General features: G+C 43.7%; 23 protein-coding genes. 10 read left to right on the top strand and 13 right to left on the bottom strand.

Annotated elements, in window-relative coordinates; all coding sequences use genetic code 11:
• The 3 genes from ACCM36_RS10325 to ACCM36_RS10315 form a co-directional block, all read left to right on the top strand.
• A partial coding sequence (locus ACCM36_RS10325; RefSeq protein WP_370573677.1) for an aconitase X occupies nucleotides 1-408 on the top strand: 408 nt, incomplete at its 5' end.
• Nucleotides 405-809: a DUF126 domain-containing protein gene (locus ACCM36_RS10320; protein ID WP_370573676.1), complete on the top strand. Its 405-nt coding sequence runs from the start codon at nucleotides 405-407 to the stop codon at nucleotides 807-809. The genes ACCM36_RS10325 and ACCM36_RS10320, both read left to right, overlap by 4 nt.
• Before the next feature lie 43 nt (nucleotides 810-852).
• A complete protein-coding gene (locus ACCM36_RS10315; RefSeq protein ID WP_370573675.1) occupies nucleotides 853-1,959 on the top strand; it encodes a TIGR04013 family B12-binding domain/radical SAM domain-containing protein in 1,107 nt (368 codons plus the stop codon).
• Between the two features lie 31 nt (nucleotides 1,960-1,990).
• Here ACCM36_RS10315 and ACCM36_RS10310 read toward each other — a convergent pair whose 3' ends face one another.
• On the bottom strand, nucleotides 1,991-2,695 hold the full coding sequence (locus ACCM36_RS10310; RefSeq protein ID WP_370573674.1) for a YkgJ family cysteine cluster protein: 705 nt from the start codon (nucleotides 2,693-2,695) through the stop codon (nucleotides 1,991-1,993).
• Between the two features lie 173 nt (nucleotides 2,696-2,868).
• On the opposite strand from ACCM36_RS10310, the gene ACCM36_RS10305 reads away from it, so the two are divergent.
• Together ACCM36_RS10305 and thsB are read left to right on the top strand one after the other, a co-directional pair.
• Entirely contained in the window at nucleotides 2,869-3,042 is a 174-nt protein-coding gene (locus tag ACCM36_RS10305) for a DUF5350 domain-containing protein (protein WP_370573673.1), read from the top strand.
• A gap of 184 nt (nucleotides 3,043-3,226) precedes the next feature.
• Nucleotides 3,227-4,882: a thermosome subunit beta gene (thsB, locus tag ACCM36_RS10300; protein WP_370573672.1), complete on the top strand. Its 1,656-nt coding sequence runs from the start codon at nucleotides 3,227-3,229 to the stop codon at nucleotides 4,880-4,882.
• Between the two features lie 71 nt (nucleotides 4,883-4,953).
• Here the strand turns inward: thsB and ACCM36_RS10295 are convergent, their stop codons facing one another.
• From ACCM36_RS10295 to ACCM36_RS10275, 5 genes are all read right to left on the bottom strand, one after another.
• Nucleotides 4,954-6,069 (bottom strand): ORC1-type DNA replication protein, encoded by a 1,116-nt coding sequence (locus ACCM36_RS10295; RefSeq protein WP_370573671.1) that lies wholly within the window; start codon nucleotides 6,067-6,069, stop codon nucleotides 4,954-4,956.
• Between the two features lie 104 nt (nucleotides 6,070-6,173).
• Nucleotides 6,174-6,701, bottom strand: coding sequence for an N-acetyltransferase family protein (locus ACCM36_RS10290; RefSeq protein WP_370573670.1), 528 nt, complete (start codon nucleotides 6,699-6,701; stop codon nucleotides 6,174-6,176).
• 47 nt (nucleotides 6,702-6,748) lie between these two features.
• Nucleotides 6,749-7,930, bottom strand: coding sequence for a cysteine desulfurase (locus tag ACCM36_RS10285; RefSeq protein ID WP_370573669.1), 1,182 nt, complete (start codon nucleotides 7,928-7,930; stop codon nucleotides 6,749-6,751).
• A 40-nt stretch (nucleotides 7,931-7,970) separates the two neighbouring features.
• Nucleotides 7,971-8,126, bottom strand: a complete 156-nt coding sequence (locus tag ACCM36_RS10280; protein ID WP_370573668.1) for a hypothetical protein — start codon at nucleotides 8,124-8,126, stop codon at nucleotides 7,971-7,973.
• 603 nt (nucleotides 8,127-8,729) lie between these two features.
• Entirely contained in the window at nucleotides 8,730-9,299 is a 570-nt protein-coding gene (locus ACCM36_RS10275; RefSeq protein ID WP_370573667.1) for a cytochrome P460 family protein, read from the bottom strand.
• Between the two features lie 123 nt (nucleotides 9,300-9,422).
• On the opposite strand from ACCM36_RS10275, the gene ACCM36_RS10270 reads away from it, so the two are divergent.
• The 3 genes from ACCM36_RS10270 to ACCM36_RS10260 all read left to right on the top strand — a co-directional run bounded on the left by ACCM36_RS10270 (nucleotide 9,423) and on the right by ACCM36_RS10260 (nucleotide 11,813).
• Nucleotides 9,423-10,700, top strand: a complete 1,278-nt coding sequence (locus ACCM36_RS10270; RefSeq protein ID WP_370573666.1) for a YcaO-related McrA-glycine thioamidation protein — start codon at nucleotides 9,423-9,425, stop codon at nucleotides 10,698-10,700.
• Complete coding sequence (locus ACCM36_RS10265) at nucleotides 10,700-11,359, top strand: TfuA-related McrA-glycine thioamidation protein (protein WP_370573665.1); 660 nt, start codon at nucleotides 10,700-10,702, stop codon at nucleotides 11,357-11,359. The genes ACCM36_RS10270 and ACCM36_RS10265 overlap by 1 nt, the downstream gene beginning before the upstream one ends.
• Before the next feature lie 130 nt (nucleotides 11,360-11,489).
• On the top strand, nucleotides 11,490-11,813 hold the full coding sequence (locus ACCM36_RS10260; RefSeq protein WP_370573664.1) for a multidrug efflux SMR transporter: 324 nt from the start codon (nucleotides 11,490-11,492) through the stop codon (nucleotides 11,811-11,813).
• Between the two features lie 35 nt (nucleotides 11,814-11,848).
• Here ACCM36_RS10260 and ACCM36_RS10255 read toward each other — a convergent pair whose 3' ends face one another.
• The 4 genes from ACCM36_RS10255 to ACCM36_RS10240 form a co-directional block, all read right to left on the bottom strand.
• Nucleotides 11,849-12,664, bottom strand: a complete 816-nt coding sequence (locus tag ACCM36_RS10255; protein ID WP_370573663.1) for a metal ABC transporter permease — start codon at nucleotides 12,662-12,664, stop codon at nucleotides 11,849-11,851.
• 12 nt (nucleotides 12,665-12,676) lie between these two features.
• Nucleotides 12,677-13,426 (bottom strand): metal ABC transporter ATP-binding protein, encoded by a 750-nt coding sequence (locus ACCM36_RS10250; protein WP_370573662.1) that lies wholly within the window; start codon nucleotides 13,424-13,426, stop codon nucleotides 12,677-12,679.
• Entirely contained in the window at nucleotides 13,427-14,341 is a 915-nt protein-coding gene (locus ACCM36_RS10245) for a metal ABC transporter solute-binding protein, Zn/Mn family (protein ID WP_370573661.1), read from the bottom strand.
• 106 nt (nucleotides 14,342-14,447) lie between these two features.
• The gene (locus tag ACCM36_RS10240) at nucleotides 14,448-14,879 is read right to left on the bottom strand and encodes a metal-dependent transcriptional regulator (protein ID WP_370573660.1); all 432 of its coding nucleotides are present in this window, start codon (nucleotides 14,877-14,879) and stop codon (nucleotides 14,448-14,450) included.
• Nucleotides 14,880-15,497: 618 nt separating this feature from the next.
• Here ACCM36_RS10240 and ACCM36_RS10235 point away from each other — a divergent pair.
• A complete protein-coding gene (locus ACCM36_RS10235) occupies nucleotides 15,498-16,937 on the top strand; it encodes a rhodanese-like domain-containing protein (protein ID WP_370573659.1) in 1,440 nt (479 codons plus the stop codon).
• A 133-nt stretch (nucleotides 16,938-17,070) separates the two neighbouring features.
• On the top strand, nucleotides 17,071-17,709 hold the full coding sequence (locus ACCM36_RS10230; protein ID WP_370573658.1) for a hypothetical protein: 639 nt from the start codon (nucleotides 17,071-17,073) through the stop codon (nucleotides 17,707-17,709).
• Nucleotides 17,710-17,754: 45 nt separating this feature from the next.
• On the opposite strand, the gene ACCM36_RS10225 is transcribed toward ACCM36_RS10230, so the two are convergent.
• The 3 genes from ACCM36_RS10225 to ACCM36_RS10215 form a co-directional block, all read right to left on the bottom strand.
• A complete protein-coding gene (locus tag ACCM36_RS10225) occupies nucleotides 17,755-17,943 on the bottom strand; it encodes a hypothetical protein (RefSeq protein ID WP_370573657.1) in 189 nt (62 codons plus the stop codon).
• Nucleotides 17,944-18,209: 266 nt separating this feature from the next.
• Nucleotides 18,210-19,073 (bottom strand): P-loop NTPase, encoded by an 864-nt coding sequence (locus tag ACCM36_RS10220; RefSeq protein ID WP_370573656.1) that lies wholly within the window; start codon nucleotides 19,071-19,073, stop codon nucleotides 18,210-18,212.
• A 1-nt stretch (nucleotide 19,074) separates the two neighbouring features.
• Nucleotides 19,075-19,931, bottom strand: an 857-nt coding sequence (locus tag ACCM36_RS10215) for an ATP-binding protein (protein WP_370573655.1), incomplete at its 5' end; no start/stop codon positions are given.

Genomic DNA, 19,931 nt, shown 5'->3' with positions numbered 1-19,931 from the left:
CCTGATGAGAATATAGTCATTGAGGAAGGGCAGATCAGGGAGATATATGACAGAACAAAGCCCGACATCAATGATCTGGACATCGTAACCATCGGCTGTCCGCATTGCTCCCCGGCTGAACTTTCTCTTATAGCAGGACTTCTTGAAGGCAGGACTGTCAATAAGGAAGTCTGGATCTGTACTTCCAGGGAAGTTGCAAACAAACATCCGGGGCTTGTCCAGTCCATTGAAAAGAGCGGGGCAAAAGTGGTCTGCGATACCTGCATGGTAGTATCGCCGGCAACTGAAAAATATAAAACAATGATGGTAAACTCCGGCAAAGCCCTGGCATACGTGCCCGGAATGTGCGGAGTCCCCACTCTTTTTGGTGACATCTATAAGTGTATAAGGGAGGCGGTGAAGGAATGAAGGTCAAATGCCGCACCATTTCCAGGGGCTGTGCAGAGGGGCAAGTAATGATCACACGCGATCCAATTTCTTTTTTGGGTACCATAGACCCTAAGACCGGCAAAGTAGTGGATGCGAACCACGAACTTTTCGGGCAGTCGATAAAGGGCAAGGTTCTGGTCTTCCCCCATGGAAAGGGCTCTACTGTGGGTTCCTATGTAATATACCAGCTTTTCAAGAACGGTGTTGCCCCTGCAGCCATGATCAACCTGGACTCAGAACCTATAGTTGCTGTGGGTGCTATTATTTCTGCCATACCGCTGGTAGACAGGCTGGAGAATGATCCATATACTTTCCTTAAGGATGGCATGTCCATAAAAGTAAATAGCAGTGAAGGTTATGTGGAAGTGCCTGAAGGATAATCTTCCTGATGATGCAAAAAGGTACTGGAAAAGTGGTGTACTAATGGACATTTGTTTAAGGTGGAAAAGAAAGAATGCTTTCAGCCTTGCTGCGCTTGCACCTCTGCTGCCCAGCATACGCAGAGTTAAAACACCAACTGACGGTATAATGATATACAGTCTGGTGACAAGACAGGCAGCAAGTGTCTTCAGGGAAGTGCAGAATGCAACCACCAATTCCATTTTCATAGCGGGAGGACCTCATCCATCCGGGGACCCGGAAGGTACTTTACGATATTTTGATTATGTGGTAGTCGGTGAAGGCGAGGCAACACTTCCCGAGCTTGTAAAGGTGCTGCAGGAAGGCGGGGATGTGAGCACAGTCAAAGGTATCGCCTACAAGGATACTGAGGGAAAAATTATTTCCACTCCCAAAAGGGAGCCCATAGAACTGGATGACTATCCCTGTTTTGATCCTCATCTTATCAAGGCTCCCATAGAGATCAGCCGGGGATGTCCCTGGAAGTGCAAATACTGTCAGATACCGCAGATGTTCGGCAGTAAGGTAAGGCATCGCAGTATAGACTCCATCGTTAAATGTGCTCAGCACTACAAGGACCTGAGGTTCATTTCATCCAATTCGTTTGCCTACGGAAGCGATGGTATACACCCGCGTTTCGACAAGGTGGAGAAACTGCTGGAGGCTTTGTATGCAATCAGGAATAAGGATATTTATTTTGGCACTTTTCCTTCGGAAGTGAGGCCCGAGTTCGTGACAGACGAATCTCTGGAAATGGTGAAGGAATATTGCACCAATGACAGGATCAGCCTTGGTGCACAGTCCGGGAGTGAACGGATCCTCAGAGATATTCACAGGGGACACACTGTGAGAGAAGTGGAGATAGCTGTTGAACGTTGTTTTGAACATGGGATCACACCCACCGTTGACTTTATCTTAGGTTTCCCGGATGAGGCCGAAGAGGAGCAGGAAATGAGCCTGGCCCTTATCCAGTGGATCTGCAGCAAAGGCGGAGAAGTGCGGGCACATTATCTTGAACCGTTGCCTGGAACTCCTTATGCGCATGTGTCTCCCAGTAAGGTGAGTGAGAAGGTCAACAGTGAGCTTGGTAAGCTTGCTCTGAGCGGCAAGATAACGGGTTCATGGGAATGACTATCCCGCAATTGTCCAAATATAATAGTTTTCAGAGCAGATGCTCTTCGAACTTTCCATTGCAGAATACCATGATCCTCACTTTTTCACCCCTGTTCAGGTTTCGCATCATGCGATCATAAGTGCTCTGTACGTGTTTCAGGCCGTGTTCCTTGAAATGTTTACTGACGATTTCCAGGAAACAGATCTGGTGTTCCAGGTATGCTGTTTCGTATTCTTTGGTAAGGGCAGCTACCTTGCTGCATTCCTCATCAGTTATCTCCGAATGATAGCATCCGTGTTCGTTCAGGCCGCTGATCTGCCTCCAGTCTACTTTTCCGGAATCATCGGCTTCACGGTGAAGCATGTAAGGATAAAGCCTGCATATCATGGGTCTGTCTTCATAGATCTGACACCTGCCCTTTTCAAGGAACATGCACGAACTATCTTCTTTGGTCCGCAGGGCATAACCCGAAACATAGAAAGTCCCGTTGTTATCACAAAATTCAAAATATGGGGCAGGTTTCAATGCATCAGGTGATATCTTCCTGATACGGGATACTTCCTTATCAAGCAGGAAAATATGGTCATTGAACTCACTGGTACAGCATTTTGCACACAGGTCACACTCAAAGCCCACTTCTTTGATGATCTCACAGAGCTTTCCGATAGGATATTCCAGCAGATCACGGAGCTCTTTTTTTGTGTCAAGTATTTGTTCTTCTATAGATGGTCTGGCTACAATGACCAACTCCATTGATTATGGCAGCCATTTTTAACCGGCACGTTATTAAGTGTATCTTCAATGTATCCTGAGAAAAGTTAAAAAAGAGCAATATTCCCGTAAAGTTTAATTATGAGCATCACCTCTAATGCTAAACTTACAGATGATAACTTTATCGATATTCAAATAATACATGAGGATTCATAATGGGTAAAACAGGCAGCGTAGTATGGGCAAAGGTCAAAGGAAGAAAAGGTAGGACCATTAAGGTAGAGAAGTCAAAGGAAGCAAAGGCGCACCCGGGTCCGGCACAGAGGTATATGGCCTCAGGCGCAAAGAGGAGATTCATAAGACGCTCTCCTAAAGCTATAGTGAAGTGAAGATCTTTCTTCTTTTTAATGCAGGGTGACAACAGTGTTTTTCGATATCACTCTGCGATTTTCTAATCTCCGTTCTAAAGTGTGTTTGGTTTTGCACATGCGTAACGATTATATAGAACCACAATCATCTAAAATCGTCTGATAGATCTAATCTTTTATTACACTACTAAAGGAGGATAAATAAATGGCAGGACAGATGGCTGGACAGCCGATTTTCATCTTAAGAGAAGGAAGCCAGAGAACAAAAGGCAGAGAAGCTCAGAGCAACAACATTATGGCCGCAAAGGCAGTTGCAGAGGCAGTGAGGACCACCCTGGGGCCAAAAGGCATGGACAAAATGCTTGTGGACAGCCTGGGGGACGTTGTTATCACCAATGACGGTGCAACCATCCTTAAAGAAATGGACATAGAGCACCCTGCTGCAAAAATGATCGTCGAGGTCTCCAAGACCCAGGACGATGAAGTGGGCGACGGTACCACCACAGCAGCAGTAATAGCAGGCGAACTGCTGAAGAAGGCAGAAGAGCTTATCGAGCAGGACGTTCACCCAACTATCATCGCTTCCGGGTACAGGCTTGCTTCAGAAAGGGCTGCAGATATCCTTCAAACCCTTGCAAGGAAAGTCACCATTAATGATGAGGGTATTCTTCTGAACATCGCCGGGACAGCAATGACCGGAAAAGGTGCAGAGGCTTCCAAGGACGTGCTTTCCAGGATCGCAGTATCCGCTATTAAGAGCATTGTTGATACTACCGACGGTAAGAACAAGGTAGAGATGGACAACATCAATGTCGAAAAGAAGGTTGGAGCACGTATCGAGGACTCCGAACTTATTACCGGCATGATCATCGACAAAGAGCGTGTGCACAGCAACATGCCCAAGAAGGTCCCCAATGCAAAGATAGCTCTTATCAACATAGCCATCGAGCTCAAAGAGACCGAAGTTGATGCAGAGATCTCTATAACATCCCCTGAGCAATTACAGTCCTTCCTTGACCAGGAAGAAAAGATGATCAGGAGCATCGTCGATAAGATCGTGGCAAGCGGTGCAACTGTTGTATTCTGTCAGAAGGGTATCGACGACATGGCACAGCACTTCCTGTCCAAGAGCGGTATCTTCGCAGTGAGGCGTGTCAAGAAGAGCGACATGCAGAAGCTGGCAAGGGCAACAGGTGGAAGGCTCATTACCAACCTCGATGAGATCACAGCCGGGGATCTGGGCAAAGCACAACTTGTAGAAGAGAAGAAGGTCGGCGGCGACGAAATGACCTTTGTCACCGGTTGCGAAAACCCCAAGGCAGTCTCAATTCTGCTGCGCGGCGGTACCGAGCATGTCATAGACAATATCGAAAGAGCACTGCACGATGCACTTAGAGTGGTCGGAGTTGCTATCGAGGATGAGACACTGGTCGCAGGCGGCGGCTCACCAGAGGTAGAGCTAGCACTGAGACTTTATGAGTATGCAGCAACCCTCAGCGGTAGGGAACAGCTTGCAGTTAAGGCATTCTCAGAGGCACTTGAGATCATCCCAAGGACACTTGCAGAGAACGCAGGACTTGACCCGATAGACAAGCTCATGGAGCTGCGTGCTCACCATGAGAAGGGATCAAAGACCGCAGGGCTTAACGTATTCACTGGCGAGATAATCGACATGTGGAAAGCTGGCGTTGTAGAGCCTCTCAGGGTAAAGACCCAGGCGATCAATGCAGCTGCAGAGTCTGCTGTAATGATCCTCAGGATCGATGACATCATCGCTTCGACCCGTGCACCAGCAGGTCCATCTGCAGAAGGCATGGTCCCCAACATGCCACCAGGAATGGGCGGCATGGGCATGGAATAAATATTTCTTAGGAACAGAGCGCAGTGCATCTGCGCTTAAATCTTTTTTTTTACCTTCAGTTCAGAAATATCTTACTTTCCAAGGCAGTGGAGTATATCTGCTGAATTGTATCGTGTTTTTATGATCCGGGTTCTTCCACGCATTCCCTTTCCGGAAAAATCTGCATCTATATACTGTAAAGCGTTGAGTTTCTCCACCAGCTCATAGAAACGAGTGTACCCAAGTTGTGTTGTTTCATGGAACTCTTTGTATAGTTCACCTGTCTGAGGGTCTTTTCCCTGGGCTATGAGGCGTAACAATGTCTTCTCATGGTCATTAAGGGAACTTATACTGCGGCACAGGTGCAAAAGCCGGGAAGCTTCGTATGCTTTTTCCACATCTTCGGTAGAAACACTGCGACTTGCTTTTCTCTCTGCATTCAGGCCAGCCCGCTTGAGCAGATCGATCCCTATGCGCAGGTCACCTGTAAGGTCTGTGTATTCCACTATCTTTTCTTGTACTTCGGTGGGCACAACGTTCGGGAAGAAAGCATGAAACACTCTGTTGTTAATTATATCCTGTATCTCTCTGTACTCGTATCGTGGAAAAGCAATCTCCTCCGGCAAAAAAACCGACCCTACTCTGGGGTCGAACTTGTACATGGTGCCAGTGTCGCTCACAATAGCTATGACTCCAATGCGTGCGCCAGGATATTGTTCATGTGCTCTTAAAAGGGAGTACATTACTTCATCGGCATGCCCTTCGTGAAAAAGGTAATTAATGTCATCAAGGGCAACCACAAGTATTCTGTCAGAGGTTATCAGATGGTTTACAACTTTCTGGAATACTTTCCCAAAGGATACGCCCGAGGATGGAGGAGAAACCTTTAGCAGGTTCTCATAGATCTTGGCTATAACGGCAAAACGGGTGGAATCTATCTGACAATTGATCTTTACAAAGACTACGTTCTTTACATGTTCCTGCAGCTCACTGAACACTTTTTTGACGGCAGTTGTCTTTCCAGTACCCGGGGGGCCGCTTATGAGGCAATTCAGAGGGCGCATGCCTCTGGCCGTAGGTCTCAGGGCAAATTTAAGTGATTGCAGCTGGCTATCTCTGTGAGCAAAATATTCCGGAATATGGTCAAGTTCAAGTATCTCGGGATTCCTGAATATAGTTTCATCCCACATCAACATATCCTTGCTCAATCAAATGCCTCCCTTGTTCATGAAGTAAATTACATTATATTAATATAAAATCTTGTTTCAATTAGTGTCTGACCAACATATCCAGAAAAACATGGTCAGTTATCTTAGAGGTATTTCCTCATCACAATAGCATCCGAATGAGTTCCATCATCGAAAAATCTATGTATCCTGCTTGCTTCCTTAAAACCATTGTTCTCATAGATCTTTTTTGCAGCCGTCCACTGAACCGACACTATCAGGATCATACTTGAGATGTTGTATTTCTCAGTGATCCTCCTGGACAGCTCTAAAAACAATAGTTTTCCATATCCTTTCCTGCGATGTTTTTTAAGAATGCCTATCGATGATATGTAAAGCTCGGAACCAGTAGTACTATGGACCGTACTGATACTGTGATTCAGATCGAACCTATCTTCTCGTATTTCTTCAGAGTAGTTCCAGATCTCTGAAGATATATATCCGCAAACACTCTCATCTACTTCCAAAACTAAAAAACCATCAGGAAAAGTTGAGATGCGATCTCTAAATACAGATCGGTCCTCGTGCACGGTTTCACAAAACGATTCGTGTTCTATCTCCATTATCTGTTCGATATCTTTTATTGTAGCATTCCGGATAAAGATCTTTTCCAATGAACCACCATTGAACTTTATTACCTTCTATTCTCCATATCTCTTCATCAGCCAACAAGTGCAGCAATGTTTGAAACAGCTTCTGCAAGTGCCTCTACTTCCTCTATTGTATTGTACAGAGCAAAAGATGCGCGTACTGTGCCTTTAAGGCCAATGTTTTGTATTGCGGGCATAGCACAGTGATAACCGCTGCGCACGCAGATCTTACGTGTCTGGTCAAGGATAATGGCAACATCATGTGGATTCATTCCCTGAACATTAAAAGGTACAACTCCTGCCCTGTTTTTAGGGCCATATACCTGCACCTGTGGTATCTCAGCAAGCAGGGATGCAGTTTTCCTGGCCAATGTTGTTTCATGCTTCTCTATGTTTCCAATACCCGCATCCCGTACATATTCCACAGCTCTGCCAAGGCCAATGACTCCGGGGATGTTGGGTGTACCCGCCTCAAAACGTGCAGGGCTTGCTTCTATCTGGTAACCGTCTATGGATACGGAGTTCACCATGCCTCCACCTACGTACATCGGTTTTATAGAATCCGGGTCCCTGAGGCAAAGCATACCGGTGCCCTGCGGTCCCAGCAAACCCTTGTGGCCCGGGGTTACCATAAAATCCGCTCCCACTTCTTTCATATCCAGTGGCATGTGCCCTGCTGACTGGGAAGCATCAATAAGCACCTGACAACCATTTTTATGGCCTATTTTGGTCATTGTTCTTATATCCTGTATGGAGCCGAACACATTTGTTACATGGTTTACAGCTATCAAACACGTCTTATCTGTGATGGATAACTCAATTTGTTGAGGATCTACCACTCCTTCCTCATTAGCCTGTACAACTGTTATCTCTACTCCCTGATCCCGCAGCCTCAGCCAGGGAAGCAGGTTAGAGTGGTGTTCCACAATGGAAACGATCACATGGTCTCCCGGATGCCACTGGAGGCCGTAAGCCAGCATGTTGATACTTTCTGTGGCATTTCGGGTGAAAACAGTTCCTGTGACATCAGCATTAAGGAATGACGCAACCGTTTCTCTGGCATCTTCGTACCGGTCAGTGGTCATTCTTGCAAGCCGATGGGCGCCCCTGCCATGGTTGGCTGCATACTTATAGAAATATTCTTCCATGGCTTTTACTGCCGGTACAGGTGTCTGTGTAGTTGCAGCATTATCCAGATATATAAACTCCTCAAGAAGAGGGAAATCTTTTCTTATTGCTGGCAGGTCGTACATGCGACCTAATACGCCAGCCTGTAAAAAATAGTTTTGCAGGCTATTTTGCCTGAAGACCACCGACCATGAAACGGTACAGGTCCATATCTTCTGGGTCAAGCCTGCCTCTGATGACCCCACCTACCACTGTATAGCAATTAATGGATGAACGGCGGGAATCATTATTCCTACTTTTCTCTTCGATTTTTGAATTCATTTTTACACCTCACGTCTCACTTTAGACAGAGAAAGCCTCCAGATATTATTATTTACATAGTAAACATATTTATCTACTTTGGCTCGCTGAAACTTATATTTAGCCTTTATTATATAAATATCTGGCGCATACTACTAGTTGGCGATCAAGAGTTTCTTACTTAAAGCCCCATAAGAATCAAATATTGCCAGAAAGAGAATATTCCTTGGTGTACATAATGTATGTAGAATCTGAAATTCCTTACAGCCTACGACCCTCTCCAGAATATGGTGCTTATTGTGCTGTTCTTTTTTCTGTTACTTTTGCTGGGGATACTTATCTTTGAGCAATGGAATTTTTGATGTCAGTAATACTATATTATTACAAAAACCAGTGATGTAAGAAATGTAACTATTTTATATTTGCCATCTACTTTTCAATGTCACTTTCATGTTTTAATATACGGCTACTTGCTTTCGTAAACAGGATAGCTTAAACAGCTTTAAGTATAAAGTCTAATTGCAAAATAAGTTTGTTCAAGAACAAATATAAGTGACATAAAAAAATAAGCTTTAAGCTAGAGTATGAATCTGATGACTTATAAAAAAAGAGGAGTTACTTCCTCTACTTGCTTAGAGTGAATAAGTAGTCCGACTGAGCAGCTTTGTTGTGGCAATTATAGCATGAACTCAAAATACCTTCATTTGTCACATCACCAGTAGCTGTGTAAGATGCCCAGAACCAGTCATTGTGGTCGGGGTCAAATCCCTTTACCTTGTACATTACAACAGTATTAGTGAATTCTTTATTCGCATTAAACCCATCTTTTACTACCATTGTTCCGTAAGGCATTTCTTTCGCACCGGCATTAATGGCTGTCAGGGCATCATCCGAAACATAGACCGTTACAAATGCCCCATGAACCGCAGAACTGGAGGTCATTTCTTCTGTTCCCGGCCACAAAGACCATTCATGATAATTATTCTCCGTGAGATACGAATATACGGAAAAACCATCGGGAGATACTATCTCTTCTGATCCTGTCGTAACATTGTCATCCGGAGTTGTAATCCCTTCGTCAGACCCATTTATCTCTTGATCATCTTCTGCTGTCTCCTGTTCCGACGTATCGGCACAGCCCGAGAGCAGCATTATTCCAAGTATGGTTAATACTATCAAAATGTATTGTTTCATACGAACCCCCTTATCAGTAAAACTGACATGTAATCGTTTATCGTGTCTTATATTAATAACTTGATGTAGAGTCAAGATTGGCGTCGCAAAACATATAATATATGCAGGAGAGTTTCGATACTAATGCCCGAGATTACCATAGACGAATCCCTTACCTATATTGAGGGAACCCAGCGTGTGTTCACCGAAGAGGAAACCCTTCAAAGGGTTCAACCGTTGCTCAAAGATATCGGAGTCACCCGCATTGCCAATATCACAGATCTTGACAGAATAGGCATACCTGTATTTTCCAGTATCAGGCCAAGTGCAGCGGATGGTGCAATCTCCGTATACTCTGGAAAGGGATCAAATGAGGTGCAAGCGCGCATATCTGCAATAATGGAAAGCTTTGAGAGATGTCTTGCGGAGCGCAGCGGTATAAATAAAAATGTGCCGGAGGGCATAGCTTCCCATGAGTTCATAGAAACTCCTGAAATTGCCAGTTCAAGTTATAATCTTATTGAACCTCACTCTCTTCTGCTACCTGAAAAACTAATGCCTTCTTCCCGTATCGAGTGGACTGCTGGCTGGGACCTGTTGAAGAAAGAAGAAGTCCTGGTACCTACTAATGCCGTATATCATCCTTACGATGCCCCTGGCATGTCTGTGAAACTTTTCCGTACCAATACAAATGGTCTGGCTGCCGGTAATACTATTGAGGAAGCTATTTTTCATGGCCTGCTGGAAGTTTTGGAACGGGATGCCCTCAGCAGTGCGGAGTTCAACCGTTTTCCTGGAAAGGAGATCTTACTTACAGAAGATGACGGAGAAAACTACAGGCTTGTCCAAATGTGCAAAGAGAACGGTATTGACATCAAGTTATGGTTGCTGTTTCATGATACAGGTGTCTCTACAGTAGTAGCTGCCCTGGACGATGTGCGGCTGAAAGATCCTGCACTGCTTGTAATGGGTGCCGGTTCGCATCTTGATCCCTCCATAGCTGTGAAAAGGGCCGTCACCGAAGCTGCACAATCAAGGGTGGTGCAGATACACGGTGCCAGGGAGGATACGGAACGGGAAAAATTCGTAAGAGATATTGGTTATGGCCGCATCAAACGCATGAACAGCTATTGGTATGAAGAAGGGGAAAAAGTTCATCTTTGCGATATCAAGGATGTGTCCACTGATCGTCCTTCAACTAATATTGCTCTTTTGCTTGAAAAGATAGGCAATGTAGCCGAACGTGCGATAGTCGTTGACCTGTCCAGAGAAAGTATAAGTGTACCGGTAGTGAGAGTGATCGTGCCCACCTTTGAGCTATACACCATTGACCGTGAACGCATAGGTAGCAGGATCAAGACTTCTCCCAGGAAAAAACTCTCTCCTGAGGAAAGGCCCTGGAAGAGGAGAATGGTCCGTTGATGAGTGACCGAAGGATCTTAGTGTTCACGGGTACCAGCATAAGTCATAGCGAGGCAAGGACTCTGCTGGATGCCACATATAGGCCACCTGTTTTCAGGGGTAATATAAATGAGGTGCTCCAAGAGGGCTATGGGATCATCGGTATAATCGATGGTATTTTTTTTAACCGGGCGGCTGTTGCCCATAAGGAGATTCTCAGAGCTCTTGAAGCAGGAGTTTACGTTGTCGGAGGTGGCAGCATGGGGGCTTTGAGGGCGTCTGAACTTGACGTGCATGGCATGATCGGTGTAGGGAGGATATACGAATGGTACAGGGATGGTGTCATCGAGGATGATGATGAAGTTGCCGTAGCCACAAACCCAGATACTTTTGAGCCGGTATCTGTTCCCATGGTAAACATACGTGAGACATTAAAGGCAGCTTTTATGGAGGGTATTATCGACCATGATACATGCATTGAACTCACCGCTATAGTCAAGAAGACACAGTACGGGCAGAGAAGCTATCTTGGTATGGTGCGGGATGGAATAAGAGCCGGGTTATTTTCCGACGAAGTTGGGAAAAAGCTGCTGCATTATTGTCGCAACCAAGAGACAGATGTTAAAAAAGAAGATGCTATCACGGTATTGAATAAGATAAAAGAGCTAGCAAAAGTTTAAGGATATTTCCTTTTAATTCTTTTCTTAGAAAAGGCTGTAACTATTTTCTTAAAACTATTGTATTTAAGGTCTAAAAATCATCTGACTATCCAAATAACGGCTTTAAAGTTTACGATATAAAAGGAGGAATATGAGCTACCTATACCTTGCCGCTGCAATACTGTTCGAAATATGCGGGACCACATGTATGAAACTGTCTGAAGGGTTTACAAGAACATTACCATCGATATTGATATTTGTGTTCTATGGTATCAGTTTTGTGTCTTTTACCATCGCCCTGAAAAAGATCGATGTAAGTGTTGCCTATGCTATATGGGCAGGCATTGGGGTTGCAACGATTTCACTTATTGGGTTCATAGGGTTCAACGAACCAATGCCACTTATAAGAATAATGTTCCTTGCACTAATCATAATAGGAGTGGTCGGACTGCATTTAAGCACCAATATCCATTAATTACTTTAGATATTAGTTTTAATACTGCATATCCTTTAAGCATGTATCTTCTTCTTAATGCCGTCATACATAAAATGGATGATATATACTGCTGACATCACAAGGATAATAGTGGCACCTGATGGTATATCCAGGAAATAAGACAGGAAAAGTCCCATAATACTGAAGAGTGCACCAAAAAAGATAGATAGGGCCATCATATTACGCAGGTTATGTGTATAATGCGCGCTCAGTGTGGCTGGCATGGTAAGCAGGGCTATTATAAGGATTATACCTACTACTTTGATAAGCAGCACAATAGTTAGAGCTATGAGGCACAAAAGAAGCAAATACATGCGTTCCACTGCCACTCCTATAACAGATGCAAATTCCTCATCGAAGCACATGGCCATGAACTCCTTATAAAAAGCATATACTATTACCACTATAAGGGCATCCAGGGCAAGCATTACATACAGGTCGGATGTGGAAACTGTAAGTATGTTACCGAAAAGATAGGTCATCAGATCAGGTGCATAACCAGGTGTCAGATTTATGAAAATAATGCCCAGTGCCATACCCAGGGACCAGAGTATACCTGTAGCAGTATCCTCAGATACCTTTGAGCGCTTGCTCACAAGTCCCATCACCAGAGCCGAGAAGAGACTGAACGGTATGAGGCCGTAAAGAGGATTTGTTCCAAGGAAATATCCAAGGCCCACACCACCAAATGAAGCATGAGAGATCCCTCCGCTAATGGATACTATCTTTTTGACAACAACATAAACACCTATAATCCCACAGGCTATGCTTGCAAGGATCGCAGTGATGAGGGCATTTCTCATGAAGTCATACTGAAGGATCTCTAACATGTTTTTACTACCTCAGTGTAATTTAAGTACTCTGTGCGGCATCCCATGTGCAAGCATTTCCACGGGGCATGCATACGAAGCATCAAGGTCTTCAGGACTTAGTTCTTTGGAATTATGATAATGTAATTTCCTGTTAAGGCATGCCACCTTGTCCACATAGATAGAAATAGCACTGATATCGTGAGAGACCATTATAATAGCTATATGTTGTTTAAGTTCCTTCAGCAGTTCATAGAACTCTTTCTGCATTACAGAATCAACTCCTGTTGCAGGTTCATCAAGGATGAGGAGTTTGGGGTCGGTCACAAGAGATCTGGCAATGAAAACCCTTTGGCGTTGCCCGCCTGACAATTCACTTATCTGGCGATCCTTGTATTCCAACATTTTAACTTTATTCAAAGCTTCCTGTGCGGCCTGGTGATCTTTTTCACCATATCTTCTTAAAGGGCCGACAGTGCTCATGCGTCCCATCAGGACGACTTCCCATACACTGATAGGAAAAGTAAGATTGAAGGAGGCATACTGGGGCACATACCCTACATATTTGCGTGTCTTCTCCGGTTTATCGCCCAGAAGCTTCACAACCCCCTTGTCGGGGGTTATGATGCCCAGGATCACCTTTAAAAGAGTACTTTTTCCTCCTCCGTTAGGGCCAATAATTCCCAAAAAATCTTTGTCATGTACTGTAAGGTTAATATCCTCCAGTACCGTGACGTTGCCATAATTTACCCATATATTTTGAAGTTCTATGACATCTGTCATTCATGCCAGTCCTTTTGCAAATGCATTAGAGACCCTATCCAAGTTATCTATATAATCCTTTGCAAGTGGATCGACCTCTACCACCTCACCACCAATTTGCTCGGCAATCGTCTGTGCGCTTGCTGTGCTGAATCCCTTCTGCACAAAGATTACTTTTATTCCTTTTTCTTTAGCGGTGTCTATCAGCTTTTGCATATCCTGTGCACTTGGCTCCTTTCCTTCCACTTCTATGGAAATCTCATGTAATCCATAGTCATCTGCCAGATATCCCCATGCGGGATGGTATACAATGAAACTGGCTCCTTCTTTTCCGGCAAGTGCGGCTTTTAGCTTGGCATCAACTTCGTCCAGTTTTGTGATGTAAGCATCATAGTTCTGTTTGTATGTTGCCTCATTGTCCGGGTCAACGGTTACAAGTCCTTCATATATGTTCTTGACCATTATCTTTGCTTCCTGAGGTGAAGTCCAGACGTGTGGATCAAGGCCAGTGTGGTCATGTTCTTCTTCTTCGGCATGCTCTTCTTGTTCATCTTCGCCCATTGTCCTGAGCTGGATGCCTTTGGATGAGTTTACAACATACATGTCTGAGTTGACGGACAAAAGATCGTCCATCCAGGCAAGTTCAAAGTCCACTCCTGAGCCCACTTCTACATAGATCTGTGCGTTGTTGAGATCTTTCAGCTGGCTTGGAGTGGGTTCATATGTATGCACGCTTGCTCCTGAAGGGATCATTACTACTGTGCTTACCTTGTCTCCTCCTATCTGTTCCACAAATTCTGCCTGTGGAAGGAGGCTCACGGCAACTAACATTTTGTCGTCAGAAGTTTTTGTTTCTGCAGAGTTTTCCTGCACTTTCTCAGTGCATCCGCTAAACAGCAATATGGCACATATTGCAATGATTGCTAATGTTTTCATTAATTTGTTCATACTCCACCTAGTATTGGTTTGTTATCAATGTTCTCTATGTACAAACAATTTGGTGCTATACCAAACCAGTTAGATAAAAAAATTTCTATTCCTGTTAGGAATGCTCTCCAATCCTGCATGAACCATGCGGTATCTTTCCACAGACACTCACAGTCGGGTGTCCCATTGAAGCACATATCTTTTCAATTGCATCTTTGGAAACATAAGCTTCGAATCTGGATACCTCATGGCAGGATTCTTCAGCAGAAAGTCCATAATGTGTCAGAAGGAGGCTTAAGATGTTATGTCTGTGGATCAGGAATTGTGCATATTCTTTACCCTTTTCTGTCAGCCGTACTCCTCTGTAAGGGACGTGGTCCACGTATCCTTGGGTTGCAAGGTCTCCCAGGGTCTTTGTTATTGTGGATGGGTCTACTTTGAGTTCGGATGATATGTCAGTTGTACGCACTGTCTCTTCCTTTTTAAGAAGGAATTTTAGGTAGTCAACTTTTCTCGGGGATACTTCCAGTCCTGTAAAACATTCCATGAATCTCTGTAGCAACTAAGGGTTATTTAAGTTTTTTGATGTGATCTCAAATTGGGCGTTGATTTTTGATTAAATCTCTAACTTCAACTCGGGAATATGGTGTATTTGTGATTGGTCATAGTTCGACATGTTTAGTGGTGTGTACTCAGAGAACTATATTAAAAAAGACTTTTATATTACTCCTATAAAGTTGGTTAGTGTACAAAAAATATGTTCTCTTACCAATAGTGATGTATTACAGAAAGAAAGGAGATGGATGAAAGGAAAACGCTTTCATTTTCCTCTCATTTATCTTAGCCATACATATTCATGCACAAATAGGGAGCAGATAGACCGCCAGATGATTTAGTATGTTCTTTGCTCAACAATTCTTATTGACTGCTTTTCAATATGTACTTGCTCCTTGCACATGATATGTATATGGCTTTAAGCTCGTAGAAAATATAAGGTTTTTGGAATATACCACAAAATAGGCATCTTTTTTTCAGTCAATACAAATATTCTGTATTTTAATGTTTCTTGATTAAACGAATGAATTATTAGACTTGGTATTAATAATGGATCATATAAGTCATCTATTTGTATCTGTATGGAATATTCAAATTGGGAGTGAAGTTCATGATTATACAGCAGTTCTTTACAAAAAAGATTGCACACAGCTCATATTTTCTGGGTGGCGACAAGGTATGTGCCATAGTGGATCCGCGTCGTGATGCTGACATGTACATTGAAGTTGCCAGAGAGATGGGGACCCGCATAACACACATACTTGAAACCCATCTGCATGCAGATTTCATATCCGGGCATATGGACCTGGCAAAGAAAAGCGGGGCCATGATATACGGCCCCAGATCTGCAAATTTCGATTTTGACTACGTGCCTCTCTCTGAAGGCGATTTTTTTGAGATAGAGGATATGTCCATAAAAGTACTTGAGACACCCGGACACACTCCGGAACACATTTCCTATGTGGTAACGGACAGGTCCAGGGGAGAAGATCCGGTAGCATTGTTTTGCGGAGATACTCTTTTTGTGGGGGATGTAGGACGTCCTGACCTGTTTCCCGGAAGAGCGGAGGAGCTTGCTTTTAAGCTCTATGATAGTCTGCATGAGAAAATAATGAAGCTTCCCGATACCTGTGAAGTATATCCTGCTCATGGTGCAGGTTCCCTCTGTGGCAGAGCAATGGCAGCAAAAAGGACCAGTACTATCGGGTATGAGAAAAAATTCAACTATGCACTCAACATAAGTGATCGCAGGGAATTCATAAGGTCACTTACTCATGGTATGCCCGACGCGCCCGATCATTTCGGCAGGTGCACAGATATCAATCGGCAGGGACCTGTGAAAGTCAGCAACTTGTCTCCTTTGGAAGAATTGGAAACTTCTATTTTCTCTTCTCTTGCAGCAGGCAACAATGTTTTAGTGCTGGATGTACGCAACTTTGAAGCATTCGGAGGACAACATGTCCCCGGAGCTTACAGCATTGATATTGACAGTAATTTCCCAACTTTTGCAGGCTGGTTGCTTCCGCCTGAAAAAGACATCCTCTTGGTTTCCGGAGGGTATGGGCAGGCAGTTGAGGCTTCTATTCAGTTGCGCAGAGTGGGACTTGACAGAGTTTATGGATATTTGACCGGTGGCATGTATGCATGGGTTACTGCCGGTTATCCCACCGGACATGTACCGCAGTTATCCTCGCATGAATTACATCAACGAGTGATACAAGGTGATGCTACGGTCCTTGTGGATGTCAGAGCAGTAAAAGAATATGAAAATTTCCATATTCAGAATGCCATTAATATCCCTGTAGCTGAGTTGAGAGAGAGGTATGTGGAACTTGACCCCGCAGAAGAAACAGTTCTTATATGTGGGAGTGGCCAGCGGTCTAGCATGGGTTCCAGCCTCCTTAAACAAAAAGGTTTTGAGAAAGTGTTCAACGCAGCGGGTGGAATGAGAGGTTATGCAGAAGCCGGATTTGGTCCGGAATGCCCACTATGTACTTTACCATGGGCATCTTTTGCCGGAAGATCAAATATGGGATCGAGTGGTATATGATAAATTAAGTATCATACACATTATTTTTAAACTAAATGTATGGATTGAATGATGAATTGTTCCCTAAAAATAGAGATAGTTTTATCTACAGATAGGTAAGTATCAATGATGACAATTCACTATGGGTGGTCACATGCTAGAACGAAAACTATCTTACATGATCATATCGTTGATCCTAATGCTTTCTCTCTCCCTTACTGCACTTGCAGCAGATGGGAGAACTCCGGGAACTGACAGCCGTGCCTATGCTAACAATGTCGTGGAAATGGAGGTAGGAGGAACATCTAATATAAACAACCTTCCAACCTACATTATAGGTGTCGTGGACTTGAATAACATCTATCCTCTTTCATTGGGTGGCGGATACGTAATAGTTGACATGGGTGCTAACGAGTTAATTATTGATGAGGATGGAGATGATCTGAGGGTATACGAAAAGGATCAAATATTCTACGGCAAGGATGCTCCTGAGGCCTATGAGGTATTTGTCAGCCAGGACATGGAAACGTGGGAATCCCTTGGCGAAGGGAAAGGGACTGCTGAATTCGACCTTGCTGATTCTAAACTCAATTGGGCCAGATATGTGAAGATTGAAGACCGGGAAACAAGTACTGCCGGCAGGGAACCTGGGGCAGACATTGATGCAGTTGAGGCTCTTAATTTCGCAGAAGAACCAAAGAGTGCTATACCCGTGCCTTCGACACCAGGATTTGCAGTTATCTCATCCATCATTGCATTCGTTGCACTTCTGTTTTTAGAAAAGAAAAGATAAGGATAAAGTCTTCCTTCTCTTTATTTTATTAGTATTTTGGGCATTTCATGGACCGTATGAGAAACTGTTAGGGCAGAGTATTGCTTTTACCAGGTTAAAGAAATCGACCATCCTGTCAATGGAAGAAACCAGAAGTATCAGAATAAGAAGTGCAATAAGGATTTCTACATAATCCAGAGTTATATTTGCCAGTGGGTGAGATCCACCAGCCTTTCTGTTAAGAATGCCGGACATATCTATCCCTACACTCTAATCTTTTGTCGCTTCTACCATAAAAAGGTTTTGGAAATCTATAACGAATGTTAATTATATTACTGTTTGCCTCCGGATGGATAAATGATTCAGATAGGAAATCCAAAGCCTGTAAATCTCCTTCTGTATGTTTGCGGAAAAAGTCTCAAAATATCGTCTATTCGATACACATCAATTCTCAGCAACCCCATGTTCTGAATCAGGATCTGCCCATCCCAACTAGGATCAAAACTTAATATCTCGTTCGTTTAATGTATACATGTCATTATCTTATGCCACATATCCCGAATTGTTCCAGAAAAAACACCATCATCATATTCAATTACTGTTTTGCTTTCGAGCATTGCTTTAGTGGGAATTTCACTTAAAGGAAGCTTGCCCACCACCTCAACGCCTTTACTTTTGCAGTATTCTTCTATAAGTGCTGTCTTTTCTTCATTGACGTTGTATTTGTTGATACAAACAACCATCCTTATTCCAAAATGAGCAGCGACTTCAAGGACTCTCTCTAGGTCATGAACTCCTGATATACTTGGTTCTGTAACTATGAATACAAGGTCCACGCCAGATATGGAAGCTATTACGGAGCATCCGGTTCCGGGAGGTCCGTCTATAACAATGAGGTCAATGTCATCCATTGCAGCCATTTCACTGGCATTTTTCCTTACCATTGAGACAAGTTTTCCGCCGGTCTCTTCTCCTATTCCTAACCTGGCATGGGCTAAAGGGCCAAATCGTGTTATGGATCTGTATATTTCTCCAGCTTTATGTTCTTTCATTATGATTGCATCTTCAGGGCAGATAAGTGCACATACTCCACATCCCTCACAGGCATGTTCATCAATGAACAGGTCTTTAGAGATGGCACCAAACCTGCACCTTTCCCGGCATATGCCGCAAGCAGAACATTTATTTATATTAATGGAAGCGACTTCCATTCCATAAAAATCCAATTTGCTGGTTGATTCTGGATGCAGTATCAGATGAAGATCTGCAGCATCGACATCGCAATCTGCTATAAGGGCATTAGTCGCAAGGGAAGCAAAAGCTGCTGTAAGGGTGGTCTTACCTGTACCTCCCTTGCCGCTGATTACAGTGATCTGTTTTAACATCTCAACACCTGCCCGTCAGCACTTGCAGTTGTCTGAACATATCTACGAATCTTTCTTTCCAATGTGGCATTTTCAGCACGAAAGGGATACCTTCAGAGTACAATTCAGCTATTTTTATTTCATAGGGTATCTTCATAAGCACTGGAATGTTGTTTTCTAAACAATATCTTTCTACACTGTCATTACCAATGTCATGTCGGTTGATGATCACTCCATGTGGAATTTTCATATCTTTCACTAATTCTACGGCAAGTGATAGGTCATGTAGTCCAAAAGGTGTGGGTTCTGTGACTAGCACGCAGCAATCTACACCGGTTATAGCAGAAATGACCGGGCATGCAGTACCCGGTGGAGAATCTATTATCACTGTTCTGGTATCATCAATGTGTTCTTTAAGTGCACGTATTATGGGGGAGGCCATTGGTTCGCCGATATTTAACAAGCCCTGGTATAATTCTGTGCCGCAGGTCTGCGAAGCAGATCTTTCAATGATTCCGATTTTTCGGATTTCTTCATAGATGGCACCCTGTGGGCACACAAGGGAGCAGGCGCCACAACCATGGCATAACTTAGGAAAAAGCATGATACTTTTAGGTAATTTTACAAATGCATTGAAACGGCAGATATCTACGCATTTCTTACAGAGATTACATTTATCATTGGAAATGGCAGGGACTTGTATCCCTACATCTCTCACTTTTTCAAGCTCATGTTTCAGGAACAGGTTGCAGTTTGGTTCTTCTACATCACAGTCGAGGAGCTGAGCATCCCCTAGGGACAACGCAAGGTTAAGAGACACTGTAGTCTTACCAGTACCTCCTTTTCCACTTGCTATCGCTATTCTCATGAAGCCTCGGG

Origin of the sequence: Methanomethylovorans sp. (assembly GCF_041305605.1) — an archaeon.
Lineage (GTDB): Archaea > Halobacteriota > Methanosarcinia > Methanosarcinales > Methanosarcinaceae > Methanomethylovorans.
This window is presented reverse-complemented; position numbering and strand designations above follow the sequence as displayed.

Coding starts and splice junctions, on each gene's coding strand:
- ACCM36_RS10315 (WP_370573675.1), top strand. CDS start 853: ATGGACATTTGTTTAAGGTGGAAAAGAAAGAATGCTTTCAGCCTTGCT.
- ACCM36_RS10235 (WP_370573659.1), top strand. CDS start 15,498: ATGATTATACAGCAGTTCTTTACAAAAAAGATTGCACACAGCTCATAT.
- ACCM36_RS10275 (WP_370573667.1), bottom strand. CDS start 9,299: ATGAAACAATACATTTTGATAGTATTAACCATACTTGGAATAATGCTG.
- thsB (WP_370573672.1), top strand. CDS start 3,227: ATGGCAGGACAGATGGCTGGACAGCCGATTTTCATCTTAAGAGAAGGA.
- ACCM36_RS10310 (WP_370573674.1), bottom strand. CDS start 2,695: ATGGAGTTGGTCATTGTAGCCAGACCATCTATAGAAGAACAAATACTT.
- ACCM36_RS10260 (WP_370573664.1), top strand. CDS start 11,490: ATGAGCTACCTATACCTTGCCGCTGCAATACTGTTCGAAATATGCGGG.
- ACCM36_RS10285 (WP_370573669.1), bottom strand. CDS start 7,930: ATGTACGACCTGCCAGCAATAAGAAAAGATTTCCCTCTTCTTGAGGAG.
- ACCM36_RS10250 (WP_370573662.1), bottom strand. CDS start 13,426: ATGACAGATGTCATAGAACTTCAAAATATATGGGTAAATTATGGCAAC.
- ACCM36_RS10305 (WP_370573673.1), top strand. CDS start 2,869: ATGGGTAAAACAGGCAGCGTAGTATGGGCAAAGGTCAAAGGAAGAAAA.
- ACCM36_RS10240 (WP_370573660.1), bottom strand. CDS start 14,879: ATGGAATGTTTTACAGGACTGGAAGTATCCCCGAGAAAAGTTGACTAC.
- ACCM36_RS10220 (WP_370573656.1), bottom strand. CDS start 19,073: ATGTTAAAACAGATCACTGTAATCAGCGGCAAGGGAGGTACAGGTAAG.
- ACCM36_RS10270 (WP_370573666.1), top strand. CDS start 9,423: ATGCCCGAGATTACCATAGACGAATCCCTTACCTATATTGAGGGAACC.
- ACCM36_RS10320 (WP_370573676.1), top strand. CDS start 405: ATGAAGGTCAAATGCCGCACCATTTCCAGGGGCTGTGCAGAGGGGCAA.
- ACCM36_RS10255 (WP_370573663.1), bottom strand. CDS start 12,664: ATGTTAGAGATCCTTCAGTATGACTTCATGAGAAATGCCCTCATCACT.
- ACCM36_RS10280 (WP_370573668.1), bottom strand. CDS start 8,126: ATGAATTCAAAAATCGAAGAGAAAAGTAGGAATAATGATTCCCGCCGT.
- ACCM36_RS10230 (WP_370573658.1), top strand. CDS start 17,071: ATGCTAGAACGAAAACTATCTTACATGATCATATCGTTGATCCTAATG.
- ACCM36_RS10265 (WP_370573665.1), top strand. CDS start 10,700: ATGAGTGACCGAAGGATCTTAGTGTTCACGGGTACCAGCATAAGTCAT.
- ACCM36_RS10225 (WP_370573657.1), bottom strand. CDS start 17,943: ATGTCCGGCATTCTTAACAGAAAGGCTGGTGGATCTCACCCACTGGCA.
- ACCM36_RS10245 (WP_370573661.1), bottom strand. CDS start 14,341: ATGAAAACATTAGCAATCATTGCAATATGTGCCATATTGCTGTTTAGC.